Here is an 18296-nt window from a genome sequence, read left to right as displayed (position 1 = left end):
CCCGATGACTTCCACCACGGCCTCCCACGCCGCGGACCTGGTCGCCGCCCTGCTGTTCATCCTCAGCCTTGCCGGGTTGTCCCAGCACCGCACCTCGCGTGCCGGCGTCGTCTACGGCATCGCCGGCATGGCCCTCGCCCTGGTCGCCACCGTCGTGCTGGTGGCGCAGGACATCACCGCCGGCGCGGTCGCCCTGATCGTCCTCGCGATGGTGCTCGGCGGCGGCGCGGGCCTGTGGCGGGCGCGGCGGGTCGAGATGACGCAGATGCCCGAACTCATCGCCGTCCTGCACAGCTTCGTCGGTCTCGCGGCCGTCCTGGTCGGCTGGAACAGCTACCTGGAGGTCGAGGCCCACGGCTCGGCCCAGACGGTGGTGGCGGGCGGCCTGCTGGGCATCCACCACGCCGAGGTCTTCATCGGCATCTTCATCGGCGGGGTCACCTTCACCGGCTCCATCGTGGCCTTCCTCAAGCTGTCCGCCCGGATCGCCTCCCGCCCGCTCACGCTGCCCGGCAAGAACGCCCTCAACCTGGGCGCGCTGGCCGTGTTCGCGGGGCTGACGGCCTGGTTCACCGTGAGCCCGGGTCTCGGTCTGATGCTGGCGGTGACCGTCCTGGCCCTGGCCCTCGGCTGGCACCTGGTCGCCTCGATCGGCGGCGGCGACATGCCCGTCGTCGTCTCCATGCTGAACAGCTACTCGGGCTGGGCCGCGGCCGCCGCCGGGTTCCTCCTCGACAACAACCTGCTCATCGTCACCGGGGCGCTGGTCGGCTCCTCCGGCGCCTACCTGTCGTACATCATGTGCCGGGCGATGAACCGCTCGTTCGTCTCGGTGATCGCCGGCGGCTTCGGCATCGAGGCGCCGTCCGGCGGGGACGAGGAGCAGGGCGAGCACCGCGAGATCCGCGCCGAGGAGACGGCCGGGCTGCTCGCGCAGGCCCGGTCCGTGATCATCACGCCCGGCTACGGGATGGCGGTGGCCCAGGCCCAGCATCCGGTGGCGGAGCTGACGCGCCGGCTGCGCGAGCGCGGCGTCGACGTCCGCTTCGGCGTGCACCCGGTGGCCGGGCGCCTGCCGGGGCACATGAACGTGCTGCTGGCCGAGGCGAAGGTGCCGTACGACGTCGTCCTGGAGATGGACGAGATCAACGACGACTTCGCCGCCACCTCCGTCGTCCTGGTCATCGGCGCCAACGACACCGTCAACCCGGGCGCGCTCGACGACCCGTCGAGTCCCATCGCCGGCATGCCGGTCCTGCGGGTGTGGGAGGCGGAGCACGTGATCGTCTTCAAGCGCTCGATGGCGTCCGGCTACGCGGGCGTGCAGAACCCGCTGTTCTTCCGCGAGAACAGCAGCATGCTCTTCGGGGACGCCAAGCAGAGCGTGGACGCGATCCTGCAGGCCCTCACCGGCCGGGCCCAGGACGCCCCCGTCCACACCACCCGCCAGCCGACGACGGCCGGCTAGGACGGGCGCCCGTGTCCCGCTCGGACCGTCCGGACCCCCTCGCCCGGGCGGTCCGGGCGGTCCGGCGATCGGCGGGCTCCCGCGGCAGCCGCTACCCGGACGGCCGCCGGTCCAGCAGGTCGTCCGGCGCGCTGCGCGCCACCCGAAGGAGGGTGTCGAGGGCCCGGACCAGGACGGGGAGCGGCGGTGAGGCGAGGGCGACCCGGACGGCGGACGGGGTGGTGCGGGCGCCGACGGCGAACGCGGAGCCGGGGGTGACGGCGATGCCCTCGCGCGCGGCGGCCGCGACGAACGTCTCCGCGCGCCAGGCCGCCGGCAGCTCCCACCAGACGTAGTACGAGCACGGATCGGACCGCAGCGTCTGCCCGGCCAGCGACCGGCGGGCCAGCAGTTGACGTTCCGTCGCGTCGGCGCGCTTGGCGGCCTGCACGGTGCCGACCGTGCCGTCGGCGATCCAGCGCACCGCGGCCTCCAGGGCGAATCCGCTCGGCGTCCAGCCGCCGGAGCGCAGCGCGGCGGTGACGGAGTCGCGCAGCGCCGCGGGCACCACCGCGAATCCGGTGGTCAGGCCGGGTGCAAGGCGCTTGGAGAGGCTGTCGACGAGGATGCACCGTTCCGGCGCGAGTGCCGCCAGCGGCGGAGTTCCGGGCTGCAGGAAGGACCAGATCGCGTCCTCCACCACGGGCAGGTCGAGGCGGCGCAGTTCGCTGGCCAGCGCCTCGCGGCGCTCCGGTGCGAGGGTGGCGCCGAGCGGGTTCTGCAGGCGCGGCTGGAGGTAGAGGGCATGCAGGGGCGTGGCCCGGTGGACGGCCGCGAGGGCGTCGGGGAGGAGGCCCGCTTCGTCCACCGGCAGTGGGACGAGCGTGATGCCGAGGCGCTGCGCGACCGCCTTGACCACGGGGTACGTCAGCGCCTCCACACCGAGCCGCCGGCCTGGTGGCACGAGCGCGGCCAGGGAGGCGGCGACGGCCTGGCGGCCGTTGGCGGCGAAGAGCACGTCGGCGGCGGCGGCGCGCCAGGCGCCGGGGCCGGACGCCAGGGCCGCGAAGAGCTCGCGGGCGGCGGACGTGCCCGGCGCACCGACCGGGCGGAGGGCGGCGTCCAGCGCGTCGGCCCGCAGCATGGGCGCGAGTGCGGTGGCGAGCAGGGCGGACTGCTCCGGTACGACCGGATAGTTGAGTTCCAGGTCGACCGGGGCATCGGCGGGCTCGGCGAGCGGGACGCCGGCGCCGGGGGTGCCGCGGCCGGCCCGGACGAAGGTGCCGCGGCCGACCTCCCCGACGACCAGCCCGCGCCGGACGAGATCGCGGTAGACGCGGCCCGCCGTCGATCCGGCGATGCCGCGCCGACGGGCGAAGGCGCGTTGCGTCGGCAACTGCTCGCCGGGACGCAGCCGCCCCTCGGCGATGGAGGTCGCGATCTCGTCCGCGATCGTGCGGTAGTCGTCCATCGGCCCGTTCCTCCCTCATTGCACCGAGTGCAAAGTCATCATTGCACCGACCGTGCACCCGCCCCTAGCCTCCCGTCATGGACGCACTCACATCCGCCGTCGACGTGCACGGCGTGCTCGGAATGGCCGCCGTGGCAACGGGCATGGTGCTCACGCCCGGGCCGAACATGATCTACCTGGTCTCCCGCTCGATCGTGCAGGGCCGCCGCGCGGGCCTGCTGTCCCTCAGCGGTGTGGCCATGGGATTCCTGGTCTACCTCGGCGCCGTGACCGCGGGGATCGCCGCGGTGTTCGCCGTCGTACCGCTCCTCTACACCGCGATCAAGCTCGCCGGCGCGGCCTACCTGCTCCGACTCGCCTGGCAGGCCGTCAAGCCGGGTGGCACCGCCGTCTTCGCGCCGCAGGACCTGCCGCCGGATCCGCCCCGCAGGCTCGTCACCATGGGCCTCCTGACCTGCCTGCTCAATCCGAAGATCGCCGTCATGTACGTCTCCCTGCTGCCGCAGTTCGTCGTCCCGGCTCGCGGCCACGTCGCGGCGCAGAGCCTCGTCCTGGGCCTGACCCAGATCGCGGTCGCCGTCACCGTCAACGGCCTGATCGCGATGAGCGCGGGCACCATCGCGTCGTTCCTGGCCCGCCGCCCCGGGTGGCTCCGGATCCAGCGCTACGCCATGGGCACCGTCCTCGCGGGTCTCGCCCTGCGCATCGCCTCGGACCGGGCCGAGGCGGTCGCCGCCTGACGCCGTCCCGGGCCGCCCCGACGGCCCGGGACGGCCGTCCCTGCCCGGCGGCGGCCGTCACGGCCCGGTGTCGGCGCCGCTCTTGCGCCGACTGGCCTCGAACTGGGCCAGGAGCAGTTCGAGGACATCGGGGAAGGCGGAGCCGGCCATCTCGGGCAGATGCTCCCGGACGGTGTGCAGGTTCGGGTACGACTCGGCGGGCAGGGCGTCCTGGGCACTGTGCCAGACGCGGCTCTGCTGGTGCCGCTGCTGATCGCTGAGGTCGCGGACGGCTGCGTCCAGGGCGGCGTGGGCAAGAACGGTGTCGATGAAGGTGCGGTAGAGGCGCACCGATTCGGCCGGGGCGAAGCCGCCCCGCAGCAGGATTCCGATGCCGGTGTCCACCGCGCGGCACTCGCCGGGCCCGCCGGTCACCCGGGATGCGCGGACGGCGGCCAGACGCGGGTGGCGCAGGACCGATCGGTGCACGCGTACCGCGAAGTCCCGCAGTGAGGCGATCCAGTCCTCGTCCGCGGTGAAGCCGTCGAGGGAGTCACCGATCAGCCGGTCCGCCACGGCGAGCAGCAGGGCGTCGACGTCGGCGAAGTAGCGGTAGACCGTCGAGGGGTCGCAGCCCAGCTCGGCGCCCAGGCGACGCACCGTGAGGGCATTGCCGCCCGGTGCTTCGACGAGTTCGAGGGCCGCCGACACGATCAGGTCCTCGCTCAGCACGCTCCCGGTCCGTGTGGTGCGGCGCCGCTTGCGCTCGACGGGGATGCGCTGTGTTCCGGACACGCCGGCCTCCTTGTCCCGCGGTGGCCCTCCTGCCGTGGCAGCCGACCCCGCCTTTATGACAACGTATTGACGTAAGTATGGCGTGGTTGTTTCATCGGCGCACACCCCCTCGTTCACCGCTCGCCCCCGGAGCGGACCCGCCGGGGGTGCAACGAGTCGTCCCCCACGAGAAGGAGAGCACGCCATGGCTGCTGTCATCCCCGAGACCGGACCACCCAGCGCGGCCATGCGCCGCACGCTGGGCGTGCGGGACGGCATGGCGATCGCGGCGTCCAGCACGGCCGCGACCACCAGCATCGGCATCGGCATGGGCGCACTGGCCGTGTACGCGGGGCGCCAGACCCCGGCGCTGCTGATCGTCGCGTTCCTGCCGATCCTCGGGATCGCGCTGTCCTACGCGCGGTTGAACCGGACCGAGCCGAACTGCGGCAACGGCTACACCTGGGTCGGCCGATCGGTCGGCGCATGGCCCGGCTTCCTGACCGGCTGGGTGGTGCTGGTCGCGAACGTGGTGTTCATGGCCTACACCAGCGCCATCACCGGTTCGGTGATCCTCCAGTTCGCCGGCAAGGCCCACCTGCACAACCTGTTCGGCATCGCCCTCGATCCCGGCTCCACCGGGGTGAGCACGGTGGTCGGGTTGGCGGCCCTGGTGACGGTGACCGTCACCGCGGTGACCGGGGTCCGCTCCGCGACACGGCTGCAGTGGGTGCTGCTCGGGTTCGAGTACACCGTGCTGCTGGTGTTCTGCACGTGGGCGCTCACCACCGGCGACCAGCCGTTCTCGTGGAACTGGCTCAACCCGTTCGCGATCGGCTCCTTCCACTCCCTGGCCCAGGGACTCGTCCTGGCGGTGTTCGTCTTCTGGGGCTGGGACGCGGCCTTCACCGTGAACGAGGAGACGAAGAACGCCTCCGACGCCTCCCGCGGAGGGCTCATCGCCCTGCTGGCCATGCTCGGCCTGCTCGTGTTCGCCGCCATCGCCTTCCAGCGGGTGATGAGCGCCGACGAACTCATCGCCCAGGGCCCGCAGGCGCTGACGTTCCTCGGCGCCAAGCTCTCCCCGGAGCCGTGGGCGTCGCTCCCGCTCGCCGCGCTCATGTGCTCCGCGTTCGCCTCGCTCCAGTCCAGCGTCATCCCCACCGCGCGCGGCACGCTGGCCATGGGTCGCGACCAGACCCTCGGACGCCTGTGGACGAGGATCCACCCCCGCTACGGCTCACCCGCGGCCGGCACGATCGTGATCATGGCCCTGTCCGCGGCCGTGGCCGTCCTCGCGGTCGGCATCCCGAAGATCAACCTGATGATCCTGACCGCCGTCAACTCGATCGGCCTGATCGTCGCCCTCTACTACGGCCTCACCGCACTCGCCTGCGCCGTACGGTTCCGCGGCGCGCTGCGCGAAGGTCCGCTGGAGGCGCTCCGCGCCGTCGTCCTCCCGGCGCTTAGCGCCCTGGTGCTGTTCGGACTCGGGATCTACCTGGCCTACCAGTACGCCACCATGAGCGACCACTTCGAGGCGACGCCGGACAATGGCTGGTTCATGCTGACGATCCCCTCGCTGATCGTCCTCAGCGGTCTGGTCGCCGCAGCCGTGGCCAAGTGGCGCCGCCGCTCCGCCTATTTCACCACCGGTCGTGGCACCGATGCCGACACCATCGCCCTGCCGATGGACGCCACGGCCTGAGGCCTGGTCCGACCGTCCCCACCAGCACCGTCGGGGAGCCGACGCGCTCCCCCGTACCGAGGAGACCACCGTGGCCGCCACCGTCCACGTCCTGACCGCCGGCTACGCCGACGACCGTGTCGCGAGCACCGTCACCCTGCTGCGCGACGGCGACACGTCCGTCGTGGTGGACCCCGGCATGGTCGCCGACCGCCGGCTGATCCTCCGGCCCCTCCACGCGGAGGGCCTCGACCCGGACCGGGTCACCGACGTCGTCTTCAGCCACCACCACCCCGACCACACCCTGAACGCCGCCCTGTTCCCCCGCGCCCGCTTCCACGACCACATGGCCGTCTACCAGGACGACGTCTGGCAGGACCGCGACGCCGACGGCTTCCGGATCAGCGAGCACATCCAGCTCCGCCGCACCCCCGGCCACTCCGCCGAGGACATCAGCACCCTCGTCCGCACCGACGACGGACTGGTCGTCCTCACCCACCTCTGGTGGCACGCCGAAGGCCCGGCGGAGGACCCGTTCGCCGCCGATCCCGACCTCCTCACGCACTCCCGCCGCGCCGTCCTGGACCTGCGCCCCTCCCTGATCATCCCCGGCCACGGCCGGCCCTTCGCCCCCGACGACCGCACCCCGGTCTGAGCGGGGCCCGCCGCCCGCGGAGCCCACCGAGCGGCTCCGCGGGCGGACGGACCATCCGAACGCCGCGGCCACCGGTCGCCACCGGACCGGTTCGGGGCACCGGCCGACCAGCGTGCCGACGCGCAGTCCAGGTCGTCCAGGAGAACGTCGGCGACCACATCCTCGACCACGGCGATCCGCAGGCCCGCCATGAGCACCAGCAAGGTCCGGATCCCACAGTGCGGGGATGAGCCGCCCCGGATCGGGGGCACCAAGGATCCGGGAGCCTGCAGCCCGGTGATCCTCGGCCGTCATGCGCCACGGTGCGGCGCCGGTCTTGGCCATGACGGGGACGAGCGCGCCCGTCGAGGCGAGCACCGACAGGGCCTGCTCGACCCCGGCGAACGCAGCCTCTCCGCGCCGGGTCGGCGAGTACTGAAGGCTCCGGCGATCGTACTCATCGGCAGTACGGTAGTTCTCCGCGTGGTTCTGGACGACGTCGAGCAGCTGCCACTGCATCAGCTTCTCCAACGCGTGCTGCAGGTCGTCGTTGATCGCTCCAGAGGCGCGTTGGCTGCGCGGAAAGCCTGCAGGATCGCGCCGTGGAAATCGGCCCTGTTCCCCGTCGTGAAGTGGAACATCGCCAAAGGCACCCTGCGCAACGACTCCTCATCCCGCCGGTCAGGCAGCCCGAGATCACGGTGCAATACATCGCACGGGGCGCACGGGGCGCAACGACCCTGCCTGTTGCGCTCCGGATGTGCCCCCAGCCACCGGCCGTCCACCGACGGCCTGCACCGCTACGGCACTCGACCGGGTATAGCATCGGTGCGTCCGGCTCGCGGAGAGTCGGTGGACGGCACATTCCCACGGGCCCGGCACCCGAGGATGCTGTACATGGGCGTGGTTCGCCCAACTCCGCGCGTCCACAACAGTGGTTCACGAGGTGTGTGACCTGAGGTGCCAGCCGGGGGCACGAGGTACTGACATGCCCAGAAGCACTGACAAGGCGCCGGCCCGCACCCGCATGCAGTTCTTGAGCGAACCCAGGCAGGCCGCTCTCGCTGCGGTGCCCCGTGACGGGACCCTCGGAGTCGACACCTGCTCGCGGGAGCAGCGCAGCCTCCGAGCCCTGCTGGCACTCGGGCTCTTCAACCGGGCGGGGCGCTGGCAACCCCATGGTGGGAGTGCCGCTTGGGGGCTGCACACTCTTGTTGCATACGACATCATCGTCTCTGCGCAGTTCGACCAGCTCGTGCTCATCACCGACGTACCTCACAATGTGGCCCCGTACCTCTTGCCGAGGCTGGACGGAGTCACAGGGCTGCCTGGGCTACGACTCGCGGAGTGTCGCGGCGCGCGCACATATCTGGCACGCCATCAGCCCTCGGGTGCCAGGCTCGTCATCACCGGAAACCGTTCGGGACGTTGGAGCGGATCGCCGCGCCGTTCACCCCGATGGGACTTCCTCTCCGACGACACGCCTCTCTCCGAGGCCGAGCACTCGCAGTTGGAGCAAGGGCCCGAAATCAGCGACGAGGCAGCACAGCTGCTGGGTGGCCTCGTCTGCCGTCTCTCGGCCAGGGATCCACACGGTCGTTGGGCGATCGGCAACTGGTTCTCCGACCCCCTCGATCGCCCAGGCTGGACCAACAACGGAGATGTGGACAGGTACGAGAAGCAACTCAGCGGGTCCGGCCACCGATGGACGCTCCGATGGAACGGCTTCCCCTACAGCGACGATGTGGCAGCCTCACTGACCAGTGCGCCGGTCGGCATTCCCGGGGCCGTCGCGCATACGGTCGATGACCACATCGACGTCAGGCTCGGTCTCGCGGTCCTCCGCTTGTCCGGCCTGCGCGCTCCGTTTCGACACACCGCGGAGGGCGCGCTGTGAACTGGGACAGAGCAACCCTGGTCATCCTCGCCGCGTTCGGCTGCTTGACGCTCCTCCTGACACAGATCAACGAGGTGCTGGCGAAGGTGCCACAGATCATCCGCACCTGGAGGCAGGTTCGGGACGAACTGAGAAGCGGCACTCATCCTGGGTCGGAAGATCGCTCGGTGGGGGTGATCGATCCAAGCTCGCCGGCGACCGACCGCATGGGCACGAGCCGTGCACCCGACGAGTCTCTGGCAGGAAACGCCGAGAGCTGATCCGGCCGTCGGTGCCGCTGTGAAGCGCCAGAGATCCACCGCCGATCGACGGGGTCGCAGGCCGCAACACCCGCCCCGGCGGAAATCGGCGGCACCGGCATTCCACACCACCTCCGCCCCCTCCGGGGTCATCCGGCCCAGCACGAGCGCCCGCAGGTGCCCACTTCCGCGTGCGCCCGTAACGGCCCGGAGTCGCCCGGACAGCCTCCGGTCACCCTTCGGGTCCGAGCGGGCACGGTGCACGGCTGCGATGGTGGCCGCGGACGGACGGGGGCAGGCTGAGAGGTGCACCCGGCGACAGCCGGCCGGCCGGACCGCGGTACGGGCCGCGACGCCCCGCGGGACTCCACGTCCGTCGAATCCTTGGAGGTCACCCATGGCCGATCCTGCCGCCCCCCACTCCTCCGGCCCGGTCGTGGTCGGGACGGACGGTTCGCCCCAGGCCCGGCAGGCCGTGACCTTCGCGCTCCGCGAGGCCCGACTGCGGGCCACCGGCCTGCGGGCCGTCTGCGCGTACGAGTACACCCCCGCCCGGCAGTCCGGGTTCGCATGGACGGTCTCCTCCGGCCCGGACGGCGGCCCCGTCCCGCAGCAGCGCGATCTCATGGCCCAGGCCGTGGCGGACTCCGTCGAGGAACTGCAGGAAGAGCTCGGCGGACCGCCCGTGGAGGTGGAGATCGTCTGCGAACCCGGCCGTCCGGCGCAGGTCCTCCTCGAAGCCGGCAAGGACGCCGCCCTGCTCGTGGTCGGCTCCCGGGGATCGGGCGCCTGGGGGCGCCTCGCCCTCGGGTCGACCAGTACCGAGGTCGTCCACCACGCCCGCCTGCCGGTCGTCGTCGTCCCGGCGGAGCACGACACCGCACCCTCCTGAGCCGCAGCCCCGGGGCCCCCGGCCCTTCCGGGAAGTGGACGTGGAGCGCCGCCGAGCTCATCCCGGCGGCTGCGGAGAGGTCGCGCGTGGTGGTCGCGTGGCAGCCCTGCCGGCCAGAGCAGTCCGCACCGAGGACACTCCGCTCCTGACCGTGAACCGACCGGCGCACCAGCACAGTCGACCGAATCCGCGGCGGATCGGCCGCCCGGCTGCGCACGCACGAAGAGCCCTCCCGACGACCGGCCGCAGGACCGCGGCGCGCGGGCCGGCGTGTGACGTGGTCCACACCGCCCTGCCGAGTCGGACCTGTTGACGCCCGTGTCGTCCTGCTGCAGCCTGAGGAGCGCGCTAAGCAAGCGCTTAGTAAGTGCCGGAGGGAAAGCCATGCCCGAAGCCGTCATCGTTGCCACTGCCCGCTCGCCGATCGGCCGGGCCTTCAAGGGCTCGCTGAAGGACCTGCGCCCGGACGACCTCGCCGTCCAGATGCTCCGGGCGGCCCTCGCCGAGGTGCCCCAGCTCGACCCGAGGACGATCGACGACCTGGTGCTCGGCTGCGGCCAGCCGGCCGGTGAGTCCGGGTTCAACATGGCCAGGGTCGTCGCCGTCCTCGCAGGGCTGGACGAGGTGCCGGGCACCACGGTCAACCGGTACTGCTCGTCCAGCCTGCAGAGCACCCGGATGGCGCTGCACGCCATCCGGGCGGGCGAGGGCGACGTGTTCGTCTCCGCCGGCGTGGAGACCGTGAGCCGCTACACCCAGGGCAACGCGGACGGCCTGCCCGGCACCAGGAACCCGGCGTTCGCCGAGGCGGAGGCCCGCACCGAGCGGTTCGCCGCCGGCGGCCTGACGTGGGAGGACCCGCGCACCCGGGGATGGCTGCCGGACGCGTACATCACGATGGGTCAGACGGCGGAGAACGTCGCGCAGCTCAAGGGCGTCAGCCGGGCGGACCAGGACGCCTTCGGCGTGCGCAGCCAGAACCTCGCCGAGAAGGCGATCATCGACGGCTTCTGGGAGCGCGACATCACCCCGGTGACCCTGCCCGACGGCAGCCGGGTGACCATGGACGACGGTCCGCGTGCCGGGGTGACGCTCGAAGCCGTCTCCCAACTGCGGCCCGTGTTCCGGCCGGACGGCACCGTCACCGCAGGCAACTGCTGCCCACTGAACGACGGCGCCGCCGCGCTCGTCATCATGTCGGACACCCGGGCCGCGGAACTCGGCATCACCCCGCTGGCCCGCATCGTCAGCACGGGCGTCTCGGGACTCTCCCCCGAGATCATGGGCCTGGGGCCGGTCGAGGCCTCGAAGCAGGCGCTCGCGCGCGCCGGCCTGACCATCGGCGACATCGACCTGGTCGAGATCAACGAGGCGTTCGCCGCCCAGGTCATCCCGTCCGCGCGCGACCTCGGCGTGCCGGAGGAGAGGCTCAACGTCAACGGCGGCGCGATCGCCGTCGGCCACCCGTTCGGCATGACCGGCGCCCGGATCACCAGCACCCTCATCAACGCACTGCAGTGGCACGACAAGCAGTTCGGACTGGAGACCATGTGCGTCGGCGGCGGCCAGGGCATGGCGATGGTGCTGGAGCGCCTCTCGTGACCACCGTGGAGGCCGTGGCCTTCGACTACGGCGGCGTCCTCACCGGCCAGGTCCGGCACTCGATCGCGGCATGGCAGGAGGCCGACGGCATCGAGCCGGAGTCGTTCTCCCGGACGCTCAAGGCCTGGCTGTCCCGGGACGCCGAGGAGGGAACGCCGATCCACCGGCTGGAGACCGGTGGGCTGACGGTCGAGGAGTTCGACGCACTGCTCGCCGCCGAACTGCGCACGGTCGACGGCACAACGGTGGACCCGGTCGGCGTCCTCGCGCGCCTGTTCGCCGGGATGCGGCCCGACCCGGCGATGTTCGAGCTGGCGGCCGAGCTGCGTGGGCTCGGGATCCGGGTGGCGCTGCTGTCCAACAGCTGGGGCAACACCTACCCGCGCGAGCGGATCGACCCGCTCTTCGATCCCGTCGTGATCTCCGGCGAAGTCGGTCTGCGCAAGCCGCTGGCCCCGATCTACCTGCTCACCCTGGAACGGCTCGGCCTGCCGGCCGACCGGGTGCTGTTCATCGACGACGCGGAGCCGAACGTCCTCGGAGCCCGGGCGGTCGGCATGCGGGCCCTGCGGCACATCGACGCCGACACCACCCGCGCCGCGCTCGTCGACCTGATCCCCGGACTGTCCCGGCGGCGCCCGGCCCCGCCCCGGATCTGATCGCCCACACCAAGACCTCAACGAGGAGTTGCCTGCCCATGAACACCACTCCCACCGCCGTCGTCACAGGTGCGGCCCGCGGCATCGGCGCCGCCGTCGCCAGGCGGCTCGCCGCGGACGGCTTCGCCGTCGCCGTCGTCGACCTGGACGAGGCGGCCTGCAAGCCCGTCGTCGAGGAGATCGGGACCGCCGGCGGCCGGGCCCTGGCCGTCGGCGCCAACGTGGCGGACGAGCAGGACGTGCGGAACGCCGTGGACCGGATCGCCCAGGAGCTGGGCGATCCCACCGTGCTGGTCAACAACGCCGGCATCACCCGCGACAACCTGCTGTTCAGGATGACCGTCGACGACTGGGACTCCGTCATGGACGTGCACCTGCGCGGCTCGTTCCTCATGACCCGTGCCGTCCAGGGGTACATGGCCAAGGCCGGCCGGGGCCGGATCGTGAACCTTTCGAGCACCTCTGCCCTGGGCAACCGCGGTCAGGCCAACTACGCGGCGGCCAAGGCCGGGATCCAGGGGTTCACCAAGACGCTCGCCATCGAGCTCGGGAAGTTCGGCATCACCGCCAACGCGATCGCCCCGGGCTTCATCGAGACCGAGATGACGGCCGAGACCGCGCGGCGGATGGGCATCGGATTCGACGAGTTCAAGGCGGCCGCGGCGAGCCGGATCCCGGTGGCCCGTACCGGCAGGCCCGAGGACATCGCGCACGCGGTCTCGTTCTTCGCCGGCGAGGGCGCCGGGTTCGTCTCGGGCCAGGTCCTCTACGTCGCCGGCGGACCGCAGGACTGAGCAGAGAGAAAGAGAAGAGGAGAGCGCACATGAGGATCTTCCAGGGCGTCGAGGAGCTGGCGCAGGCCGTCGGCACCCACCTCGGGTACTCGGACTGGCACACCGTGACCCAGCGGCAGATCGACACCTTCGCCGAGGCGACCGGTGACCGTCAGTGGATCCACGTCGACCCGGCGAAGGCGGCGCACGGCCCGTTCGGCTGCACGATCGCGCACGGCTATCTGACCCTGTCGCTGGTGCCGATGCTGGTCTGGCAGGTGTACCGGGTCGAAGGGCTGACCATGGGCGTCAACTACGGCGCCGACAAGCTCCGCTTCCCCTCGCCCGTCCCGGTGGACTCCAAGGTGCGCGCCGGGGTGGAACTGCTGTCGGTCGTGCCGGGTGGCGGTGGCCACCACGCGACGGCGAGGGTGACCATCGCCCGGGAGGGCGGCGAGAAGCCGGCCTGCGTGGTCGAGGCCGTCAGCGTCCTGGTGCCCTGATCCACCGCCTCCACGGCCGACCGGTGCCCGCCCGGCCGTCGCCTGCGGTGCGGCCGACCACCGTCACGGGGTGCGTCCGGCCCGTGACGCTGGGGTCCTTGCCGAGGGCGAGGGCCCGGGACGTGCCGGTCCTCCGGGCCCGCCGGACGTCTCCGCGCCGCCCCCGAGCACGTGGGCCCTCCCCGCGCCGCCTTGACAACGCCCTCGCCCGGACGTAGATCGGGAGGCATGGATCGGCGCGACCCGGTGGAGCCGGTGCGGCCGCACGTCGGGAACGACACGGCCGGCCACCCGGGCACGGGCGCCGCGACCGGTGCGGGCCCTCCGGTCGAAGCCGCCGGGTCCCGGGCGCCCGCGTCCGGGCCGGCCGGCCCCAGGGCGACCGAGGGGGTGCCGGCGGAGCGCGAGGACGCCCTGGTGGCGGCCGTCGTCAAGGCCGTCGGGGAGACCGGCGGCCATGTCGGGAGCGTCTTCCTCCGATCGCGGGACAACCGTTCGATCGTGCTGGCGGCGACCTGCGGTGCATCGCCCGCCCTGCTCGGCGGCTGGCGGCTCATCCCGGTCAACAGCCCCATTCCGGTCGCGGCGGCCTACCGGTCGGGGCGGACGGTCCATCTGGCCGACGCCGAAGAGACGATGCGACGCTATCCGCAGCTCGCGGTGGCCCTGCCGTACGCGTTCGGCTCGGCATCGGTCCCGGTGAGGGCCGGCCCGGAGAGCCTGGGGGCACTGACGGTGGTGTGGTCGGCACCGCCCGGGCACGCCGGGCTGTCCAGGGCCCAGCTCCGCCACCTGCGGGCCATCGCCAACCGGCTCGGCACCGCCCTCGCCGACCTCCGGGCCCGCGGGGACTCCTTCGCCTACGACGCCACGACGGTGCCCGTCGAGGTCCCCGTTCCCACCGCGCCGGCGGTACGGGTCGGCCTGTTCGACTGGCAGCTCGACACCGGGACCGTGGTCGCCGACGACGAGCTGTGCGCGATCTTCGGCCTCAGGCCCGACGCCTTCGACGGACGGGCGGACACGCTGGCCTCCCGGCTCCACCCCGGCGACCGGATCTCGCTCCGGGCCACGGCCCGCGCGGCCGTCACGGACGGCCGGGTGCTCGCCCGCCGACTGCGCGTCCGCGCCGCCGACGGGTACCGCACCGTCGAGCTGTGGGGCCGCGTACCGGAGGCCCCCGGGGCAGCGGTCCGCCGTCACCTCGTCGGCTGCGTGCTCGACGGCGCAGCGGGCGCGGCGGCCGTGACCGCGGTGGAACGGCTCCGGGACGGGCTCTTCTCCCTCGCCCCGGACGGGCGGGTCACCTACGCCAATCACAGCCTGGAGCAGCTGCTCGGGGTGCGCGTCCGGGAGCTGCTCGGCCGCCGCCTGTGGGAGGTCGTGCCCTGGCTGTCCGACCCCGTCCACGAGGACCGGCACCGCGCCGCGATGGTTGCGCAGCAGCCGACCGCCTTTCTGGTCCGCCGGCCGCCGGACCGGTGGCTCGCCTTCTCCCTCCACCCGGACACGAACGGCGTGACCGGCGCGGTGACGCCGTCCGGGCCGCCGCACTCACCGTCGGCAGGCTCCGGGGCAGCGGCGGAATCCAGGGAGTCGACCGGCGATCCGCCCGGTTCCGGACCCGGACACCCCACGCCCGGAGACCCCACGCCCGGCCTGCCGACGGCCCGGGCGGCGCCCGCGCGGCTGGGCGCCATCCACCGCGTGCTGCAGCTGGGCAGTGCGCTGACCGAGGCGGTCACCGTGGACGAGGTGTGCGAGGTCGTCGGCGACCAGCTCATGCCGGCCTTCGGCGGCCAGCACCTGGCCATCTACGTGATCGACGAAGGCCGCCTGCAGCTGCTCTTCCACACCGGCCACCACGACCGGTTCCTGCACTGGCTGGAAGGCAGGCCGCTCGACACCCCTCTGCCGGGGACGGAGGTGCCGACCTCGAGCACTCCCCGGTTCGTCGAGTCCCGGCAGGATCCGACCGGGCCCCACCCGGCCCTGTCCATGGACGGCGTCGGGGCCTGGGCCTACCTGCCGTTGATCGCCTCCAACCGTCCCGTCGGCACCTGCATCCTCGGCTTCGACGAGCTCCACCACTTCACCACCAGGGACCGCGGCATCCTGACCGCGCTGAGCGGGCTGATCGCCCAGGCACTCGAACGCGCCCGCCTCTACGACGAGAAGTCCGCCCTCGCCCACGGCCTGCAGAACGCACTCCTGCCGCACCGTCTGCCCGTCCTGCCCGGCATCGGCACCACCGGTCGGTACCTGCCGGGCACCAGCGGGATGAACATCGGCGGCGACTGGTACGACGTGATCCCCACCGAGGGCGGTGTGGCCCTGGTGGTCGGTGACGTCGAGGGCCACAGCGTCGCCGCCGCCGGGATCATGGGTCAACTGCGCAGCGCCGTACGGGCCTTCGTCACGGCTGGCCACTCGGCCGGCGCCGTCCTGAGCGGGACCAACCGGCTTCTCGTCGACCTCGACCCCGGGATGCTCGCCAGCTGCTGCTACCTCCGCATCGAACCGCGCACCGGTCGCGTCCACGCCGTCCGCGCCGGGCACTGCCCGCCGCTGGTGCGCCGTCCCGACGGCAGCACCGAGGTCCTGGAGCTGGCGGGCGGCCCCCTCCTCGGCGTCGACGGCGCCAGCAGCTACCCGGAGACCCGGCTGGACCTCGCTCCCGGCTCGATCATCGCCCTCTACACCGACGGCCTCGTCGAGGAGCGCGGCAGCGACATCGACCTGGGCATCGACGACCTGCGGGCCTCCCTGGCCCACGCCCGCGCCGGGAGCCTCGACGAACTCGCCGATCAACTCCTGCGGAAGGCCCTGCGCTCCCGGCACCGTTCGGACGACATCGCGCTGCTCCTCACCGAGTACCGGCCCGAGTGACACGTCGCCGCCCCCGCGCGTCGGGCACGAGGAATATTGTCGATGGCGCGTCAAAGTTCTTCCGGCAACCGGAGCCCGGATCTACCGTCATTCAGTATGTCCATCAGACTGCTTCGCCCCTTGGTCCTCGTCTGCGCGCTCCTGGCCGCGCTCACCGCCGCCCAGCTCGGCCCCGCCGCGGCGCACGCCGCCGCCCTCGGCACGATCAGAGGCGGCGTCAGCCAGCCCGTCTACTCGTACGCCAACGCCATCCGGGAGACGGTCTGGGTCGACACCGGGCTCGACAGCGACGGCGACGGCCGTACCGACCGGGTGGCCGCGGACATCATCCGGCCCGGCGAACCGGCCGCCGCCGGGCGGAAGATCCCCGTCATCATGGACGCCAGCCCCTACTACTCCTGCTGCGGGCGGGGCAACGAGTCACAGCTCAAGACCTACGACGCGCAGGGCAAACCCGTCCGGTTCCCCCTCTACTACGACAACTACTTCGTGCCCCGCGGCTACGCGGTCGTCCTGGTCGATCTGGCCGGGACCAACCGCTCCGACGGCTGCGTGGACGTCGGCGGCCCCTCCGACGTCACCTCCGCCAAGGCGGTCGTCGACTGGCTGAACGGCCGGGCCGCCGGCCACAGCGCCCGCACCGGCGGCAGCACCGTCGCACCGGCCTGGGCGAACGGCTCGGTGGGCATGATCGGGAAGTCCTGGGACGGCACCATCGCCAACGGCGTCGCCGCCACCGGTGTCGACGGTCTCAAGACCATCGTGCCGATCTCGGCGATCAGTTCCTGGTACGACTACTACCGCTCCGACGGCGCTCCGCTCTACAGCGGCACCCCTGCCGACCTGGCCGGGTACGTGGAGAGCCCGGCCGCCGCGCCGCACTGCGCCGCGGTGCAGCACCGGCTCGCGGCGGGCGCGCCGACGAACGGCGACTGGAGCGGACTGTGGCAGCAGCGCGACTACGTCGCCGACGCGGCCAAGGTGCGCGCCAGCGTCTTCGTGGTGCACGGGATGCAGGATCTGAACGTCCGCGACATCAATTTCTCCCAGTGGTGGGCGGCGCTGGCCCGCAGCGGCGTCGACCGCAAGATCTGGCTGTCCCAGACCGGCCACGTGGACCCCTTCGACTTCCGGCGCACCGCGTGGGTGGAAACCCTGCACAGCTGGTTCGACCACTACCTGCTCGGCGTGGACAACGGCGTCCAGCGCGGCCCGGCCGCCGACATCGAGCGCGCCCCGGACCAGTGGACGCAGGACCGCACCTGGCCCGCGCCCGGTACGGTCACCGGCGCACTGGGCCTCAGGCCCGGCACGCTGACCACCGCGGCCGGCAGCGGCACCGCCGCGTTCACCGACAACCCGGCCCTCGGCGAGGACGACTGGGCGGCGAACGCCGATACGGGCTCCCCGGAGAACACGGTCTTCACCACCGGCGCGCTCGCCGGGGACCTGCGGATGTCGGGCCAGGGCTCGATCACCCTGTCCGTGAAATCCTCCACCGCCAGCGCCCACCTCAGCGCCGTTCTGGTCGATCTGGGGCCGACGACCATCCGGAACTACGAGGGCACGGGCGAGGGCATCACCACCCTGGCCACCCGCTCCTGCTGGGGCGACAGCACGCCGGGCGACAGCGCCTGTTTCCTGGACACCTCGGCCGACACCGCACCGGTGGGCTACACGGTCTTCAGCCGGGGCTGGGCCGACCTCGGGCACTACGCCGGGCTGAACCGGACGGTGGCGCTCACCCCGGGCAGGTCCTACCCGATCACCTTCGACCTGGCCGGCACCGACCACGTCGTGCCCGCCGGACACCGGCTCGCCCTGATCGTGGCCGGTACCGACAGCGGCCTGCTCGAACCGGCGTCGACCACGCCGAGCCTGAGCATCGATCTGGCCCGCTCCTCGCTCCGGCTGCCGCTGGTCGGCGGCACGGCCGCGCTGCGGCAGACGGCCACGCCGAGCCGGCCGGAGACCCTGCCGGGGCTGCCGACGGGCCGGGCAGCCACCGCCACCGGTCCGGAGAACTTCCGGTAGGCCGGCCGCACACGGCTGCGGCGCGTCGGCGGGAGTCCGATCCCACCGGCGCGCCGCAGACCGACTCCGGGTCCGT

The 18296-nt window shown here is 72.6% G+C and carries 15 protein-coding genes and 2 pseudogenes; 13 read left to right on the top strand and 4 right to left on the bottom strand.

All coding sequences use genetic code 11. From position 1 onward, the window contains the following. Positions 1 to 4: 4 nt before the first annotated feature. Positions 5 to 1468, top strand: coding sequence for a Re/Si-specific NAD(P)(+) transhydrogenase subunit beta (gene pntB, locus ABEB13_RS35735; protein WP_345708824.1), 1464 nt, complete (start codon positions 5 to 7; stop codon positions 1466 to 1468). 91 nt (positions 1469 to 1559) lie between these two features. Here the strand turns inward: pntB and ABEB13_RS35730 are convergent, their stop codons facing one another. Continuing rightward, on the bottom strand, positions 1560 to 2918 hold the full coding sequence (locus ABEB13_RS35730) for an aminotransferase-like domain-containing protein (RefSeq protein WP_345708823.1): 1359 nt from the start codon (positions 2916 to 2918) through the stop codon (positions 1560 to 1562). A 77-nt stretch (positions 2919 to 2995) separates the two neighbouring features. Here ABEB13_RS35730 and ABEB13_RS35725 point away from each other — a divergent pair, with 77 nt between their 5' ends. Next, on the top strand, positions 2996 to 3658 hold the full coding sequence (locus tag ABEB13_RS35725) for a LysE family translocator (protein WP_345708822.1): 663 nt from the start codon (positions 2996 to 2998) through the stop codon (positions 3656 to 3658). 57 nt (positions 3659 to 3715) lie between these two features. On the opposite strand, the gene ABEB13_RS35720 is transcribed toward ABEB13_RS35725, so the two are convergent. Continuing rightward, complete coding sequence (locus ABEB13_RS35720; RefSeq protein ID WP_345708821.1) at positions 3716 to 4432, bottom strand: TetR/AcrR family transcriptional regulator; 717 nt, start codon at positions 4430 to 4432, stop codon at positions 3716 to 3718. A gap of 184 nt (positions 4433 to 4616) precedes the next feature. On the opposite strand from ABEB13_RS35720, the gene ABEB13_RS35715 reads away from it, so the two are divergent. Next, on the top strand, positions 4617 to 6119 hold the full coding sequence (locus ABEB13_RS35715; protein ID WP_345708820.1) for an APC family permease: 1503 nt from the start codon (positions 4617 to 4619) through the stop codon (positions 6117 to 6119). Between the two features lie 70 nt (positions 6120 to 6189). Continuing rightward, a complete protein-coding gene (locus tag ABEB13_RS35710) occupies positions 6190 to 6753 on the top strand; it encodes an MBL fold metallo-hydrolase (RefSeq protein WP_345708819.1) in 564 nt (187 codons plus the stop codon). 384 nt (positions 6754 to 7137) lie between these two features. Here the strand turns inward: ABEB13_RS35710 and ABEB13_RS35705 are convergent. Further along, positions 7138 to 7251: pseudogene (locus tag ABEB13_RS35705) on the bottom strand (hypothetical protein); the annotation flags it as partial. A gap of 469 nt (positions 7252 to 7720) precedes the next feature. Here ABEB13_RS35705 and ABEB13_RS35700 point away from each other — a divergent pair. The 3 genes from ABEB13_RS35700 to ABEB13_RS35690 all read left to right on the top strand — a co-directional run bounded on the left by ABEB13_RS35700 (position 7721) and on the right by ABEB13_RS35690 (position 9760). Beyond that, a complete protein-coding gene (locus tag ABEB13_RS35700) occupies positions 7721 to 8629 on the top strand; it encodes a hypothetical protein (protein WP_345708818.1) in 909 nt (302 codons plus the stop codon). Beyond that, positions 8626 to 8889 carry a hypothetical protein gene (locus tag ABEB13_RS35695; RefSeq protein ID WP_345708817.1) on the top strand — a complete coding sequence of 88 codons (264 nt, stop codon included), beginning with the start codon at positions 8626 to 8628 and terminating at the stop codon, positions 8887 to 8889. Before ABEB13_RS35700 ends, ABEB13_RS35695 begins: the two co-directional genes overlap by 4 nt. 376 nt (positions 8890 to 9265) lie before the next feature. Beyond that, positions 9266 to 9760 carry a universal stress protein gene (locus tag ABEB13_RS35690; protein WP_345708816.1) on the top strand — a complete coding sequence of 165 codons (495 nt, stop codon included), beginning with the start codon at positions 9266 to 9268 and terminating at the stop codon, positions 9758 to 9760. A 40-nt stretch (positions 9761 to 9800) separates the two neighbouring features. Here ABEB13_RS35690 and ABEB13_RS35685 read toward each other — a convergent pair. Beyond that, positions 9801 to 9929, bottom strand: a pseudogene (locus ABEB13_RS35685) (hypothetical protein); the annotation flags it as partial. A gap of 215 nt (positions 9930 to 10144) precedes the next feature. On the opposite strand from ABEB13_RS35685, the gene ABEB13_RS35680 reads away from it, so the two are divergent. The 6 genes from ABEB13_RS35680 (at position 10145) to ABEB13_RS35655 (ending at position 18220) form a co-directional block, all read left to right on the top strand. After that, complete coding sequence (locus tag ABEB13_RS35680) at positions 10145 to 11362, top strand: acetyl-CoA C-acetyltransferase (protein ID WP_345708815.1); 1218 nt, start codon at positions 10145 to 10147, stop codon at positions 11360 to 11362. Then, entirely contained in the window at positions 11359 to 12021 is a 663-nt protein-coding gene (locus ABEB13_RS35675) for an HAD family hydrolase (RefSeq protein ID WP_345708814.1), read from the top strand. The genes ABEB13_RS35680 and ABEB13_RS35675 overlap by 4 nt, the downstream gene beginning before the upstream one ends. 38 nt (positions 12022 to 12059) lie before the next feature. Next, on the top strand, positions 12060 to 12815 hold the full coding sequence (fabG, locus tag ABEB13_RS35670; RefSeq protein WP_345708813.1) for a 3-oxoacyl-ACP reductase FabG: 756 nt from the start codon (positions 12060 to 12062) through the stop codon (positions 12813 to 12815). Positions 12816 to 12844: 29 nt separating this feature from the next. Beyond that, on the top strand, positions 12845 to 13297 hold the full coding sequence (locus ABEB13_RS35665; protein WP_345708812.1) for a MaoC family dehydratase: 453 nt from the start codon (positions 12845 to 12847) through the stop codon (positions 13295 to 13297). Positions 13298 to 13525: 228 nt separating this feature from the next. Further along, positions 13526 to 16186 carry a SpoIIE family protein phosphatase gene (locus ABEB13_RS35660; protein WP_345708811.1) on the top strand — a complete coding sequence of 887 codons (2661 nt, stop codon included), beginning with the start codon at positions 13526 to 13528 and terminating at the stop codon, positions 16184 to 16186. Between the two features lie 96 nt (positions 16187 to 16282). Beyond that, entirely contained in the window at positions 16283 to 18220 is a 1938-nt protein-coding gene (locus tag ABEB13_RS35655; RefSeq protein ID WP_345708810.1) for a Xaa-Pro dipeptidyl-peptidase, read from the top strand. Positions 18221 to 18296: the final 76 nt, after the last annotated feature.

This window comes from Kitasatospora paranensis (genome assembly GCF_039544005.1).
Classification (GTDB): Bacteria; Actinomycetota; Actinomycetes; order Streptomycetales; family Streptomycetaceae; genus Kitasatospora; species Kitasatospora paranensis.
This window is presented reverse-complemented; position numbering and strand designations above follow the sequence as displayed.

Coding starts and splice junctions, on each gene's coding strand:
- pntB (WP_345708824.1), top strand. CDS start 5: ATGACTTCCACCACGGCCTCCCACGCCGCGGACCTGGTCGCCGCCCTG.
- ABEB13_RS35730 (WP_345708823.1), bottom strand. CDS start 2,918: ATGGACGACTACCGCACGATCGCGGACGAGATCGCGACCTCCATCGCC.
- ABEB13_RS35725 (WP_345708822.1), top strand. CDS start 2,996: ATGGACGCACTCACATCCGCCGTCGACGTGCACGGCGTGCTCGGAATG.
- ABEB13_RS35715 (WP_345708820.1), top strand. CDS start 4,617: ATGGCTGCTGTCATCCCCGAGACCGGACCACCCAGCGCGGCCATGCGC.
- ABEB13_RS35700 (WP_345708818.1), top strand. CDS start 7,721: ATGCCCAGAAGCACTGACAAGGCGCCGGCCCGCACCCGCATGCAGTTC.
- ABEB13_RS35690 (WP_345708816.1), top strand. CDS start 9,266: ATGGCCGATCCTGCCGCCCCCCACTCCTCCGGCCCGGTCGTGGTCGGG.
- ABEB13_RS35680 (WP_345708815.1), top strand. CDS start 10,145: ATGCCCGAAGCCGTCATCGTTGCCACTGCCCGCTCGCCGATCGGCCGG.
- fabG (WP_345708813.1), top strand. CDS start 12,060: ATGAACACCACTCCCACCGCCGTCGTCACAGGTGCGGCCCGCGGCATC.
- ABEB13_RS35665 (WP_345708812.1), top strand. CDS start 12,845: ATGAGGATCTTCCAGGGCGTCGAGGAGCTGGCGCAGGCCGTCGGCACC.
- ABEB13_RS35660 (WP_345708811.1), top strand. CDS start 13,526: ATGGATCGGCGCGACCCGGTGGAGCCGGTGCGGCCGCACGTCGGGAAC.
- ABEB13_RS35655 (WP_345708810.1), top strand. CDS start 16,283: ATGTCCATCAGACTGCTTCGCCCCTTGGTCCTCGTCTGCGCGCTCCTG.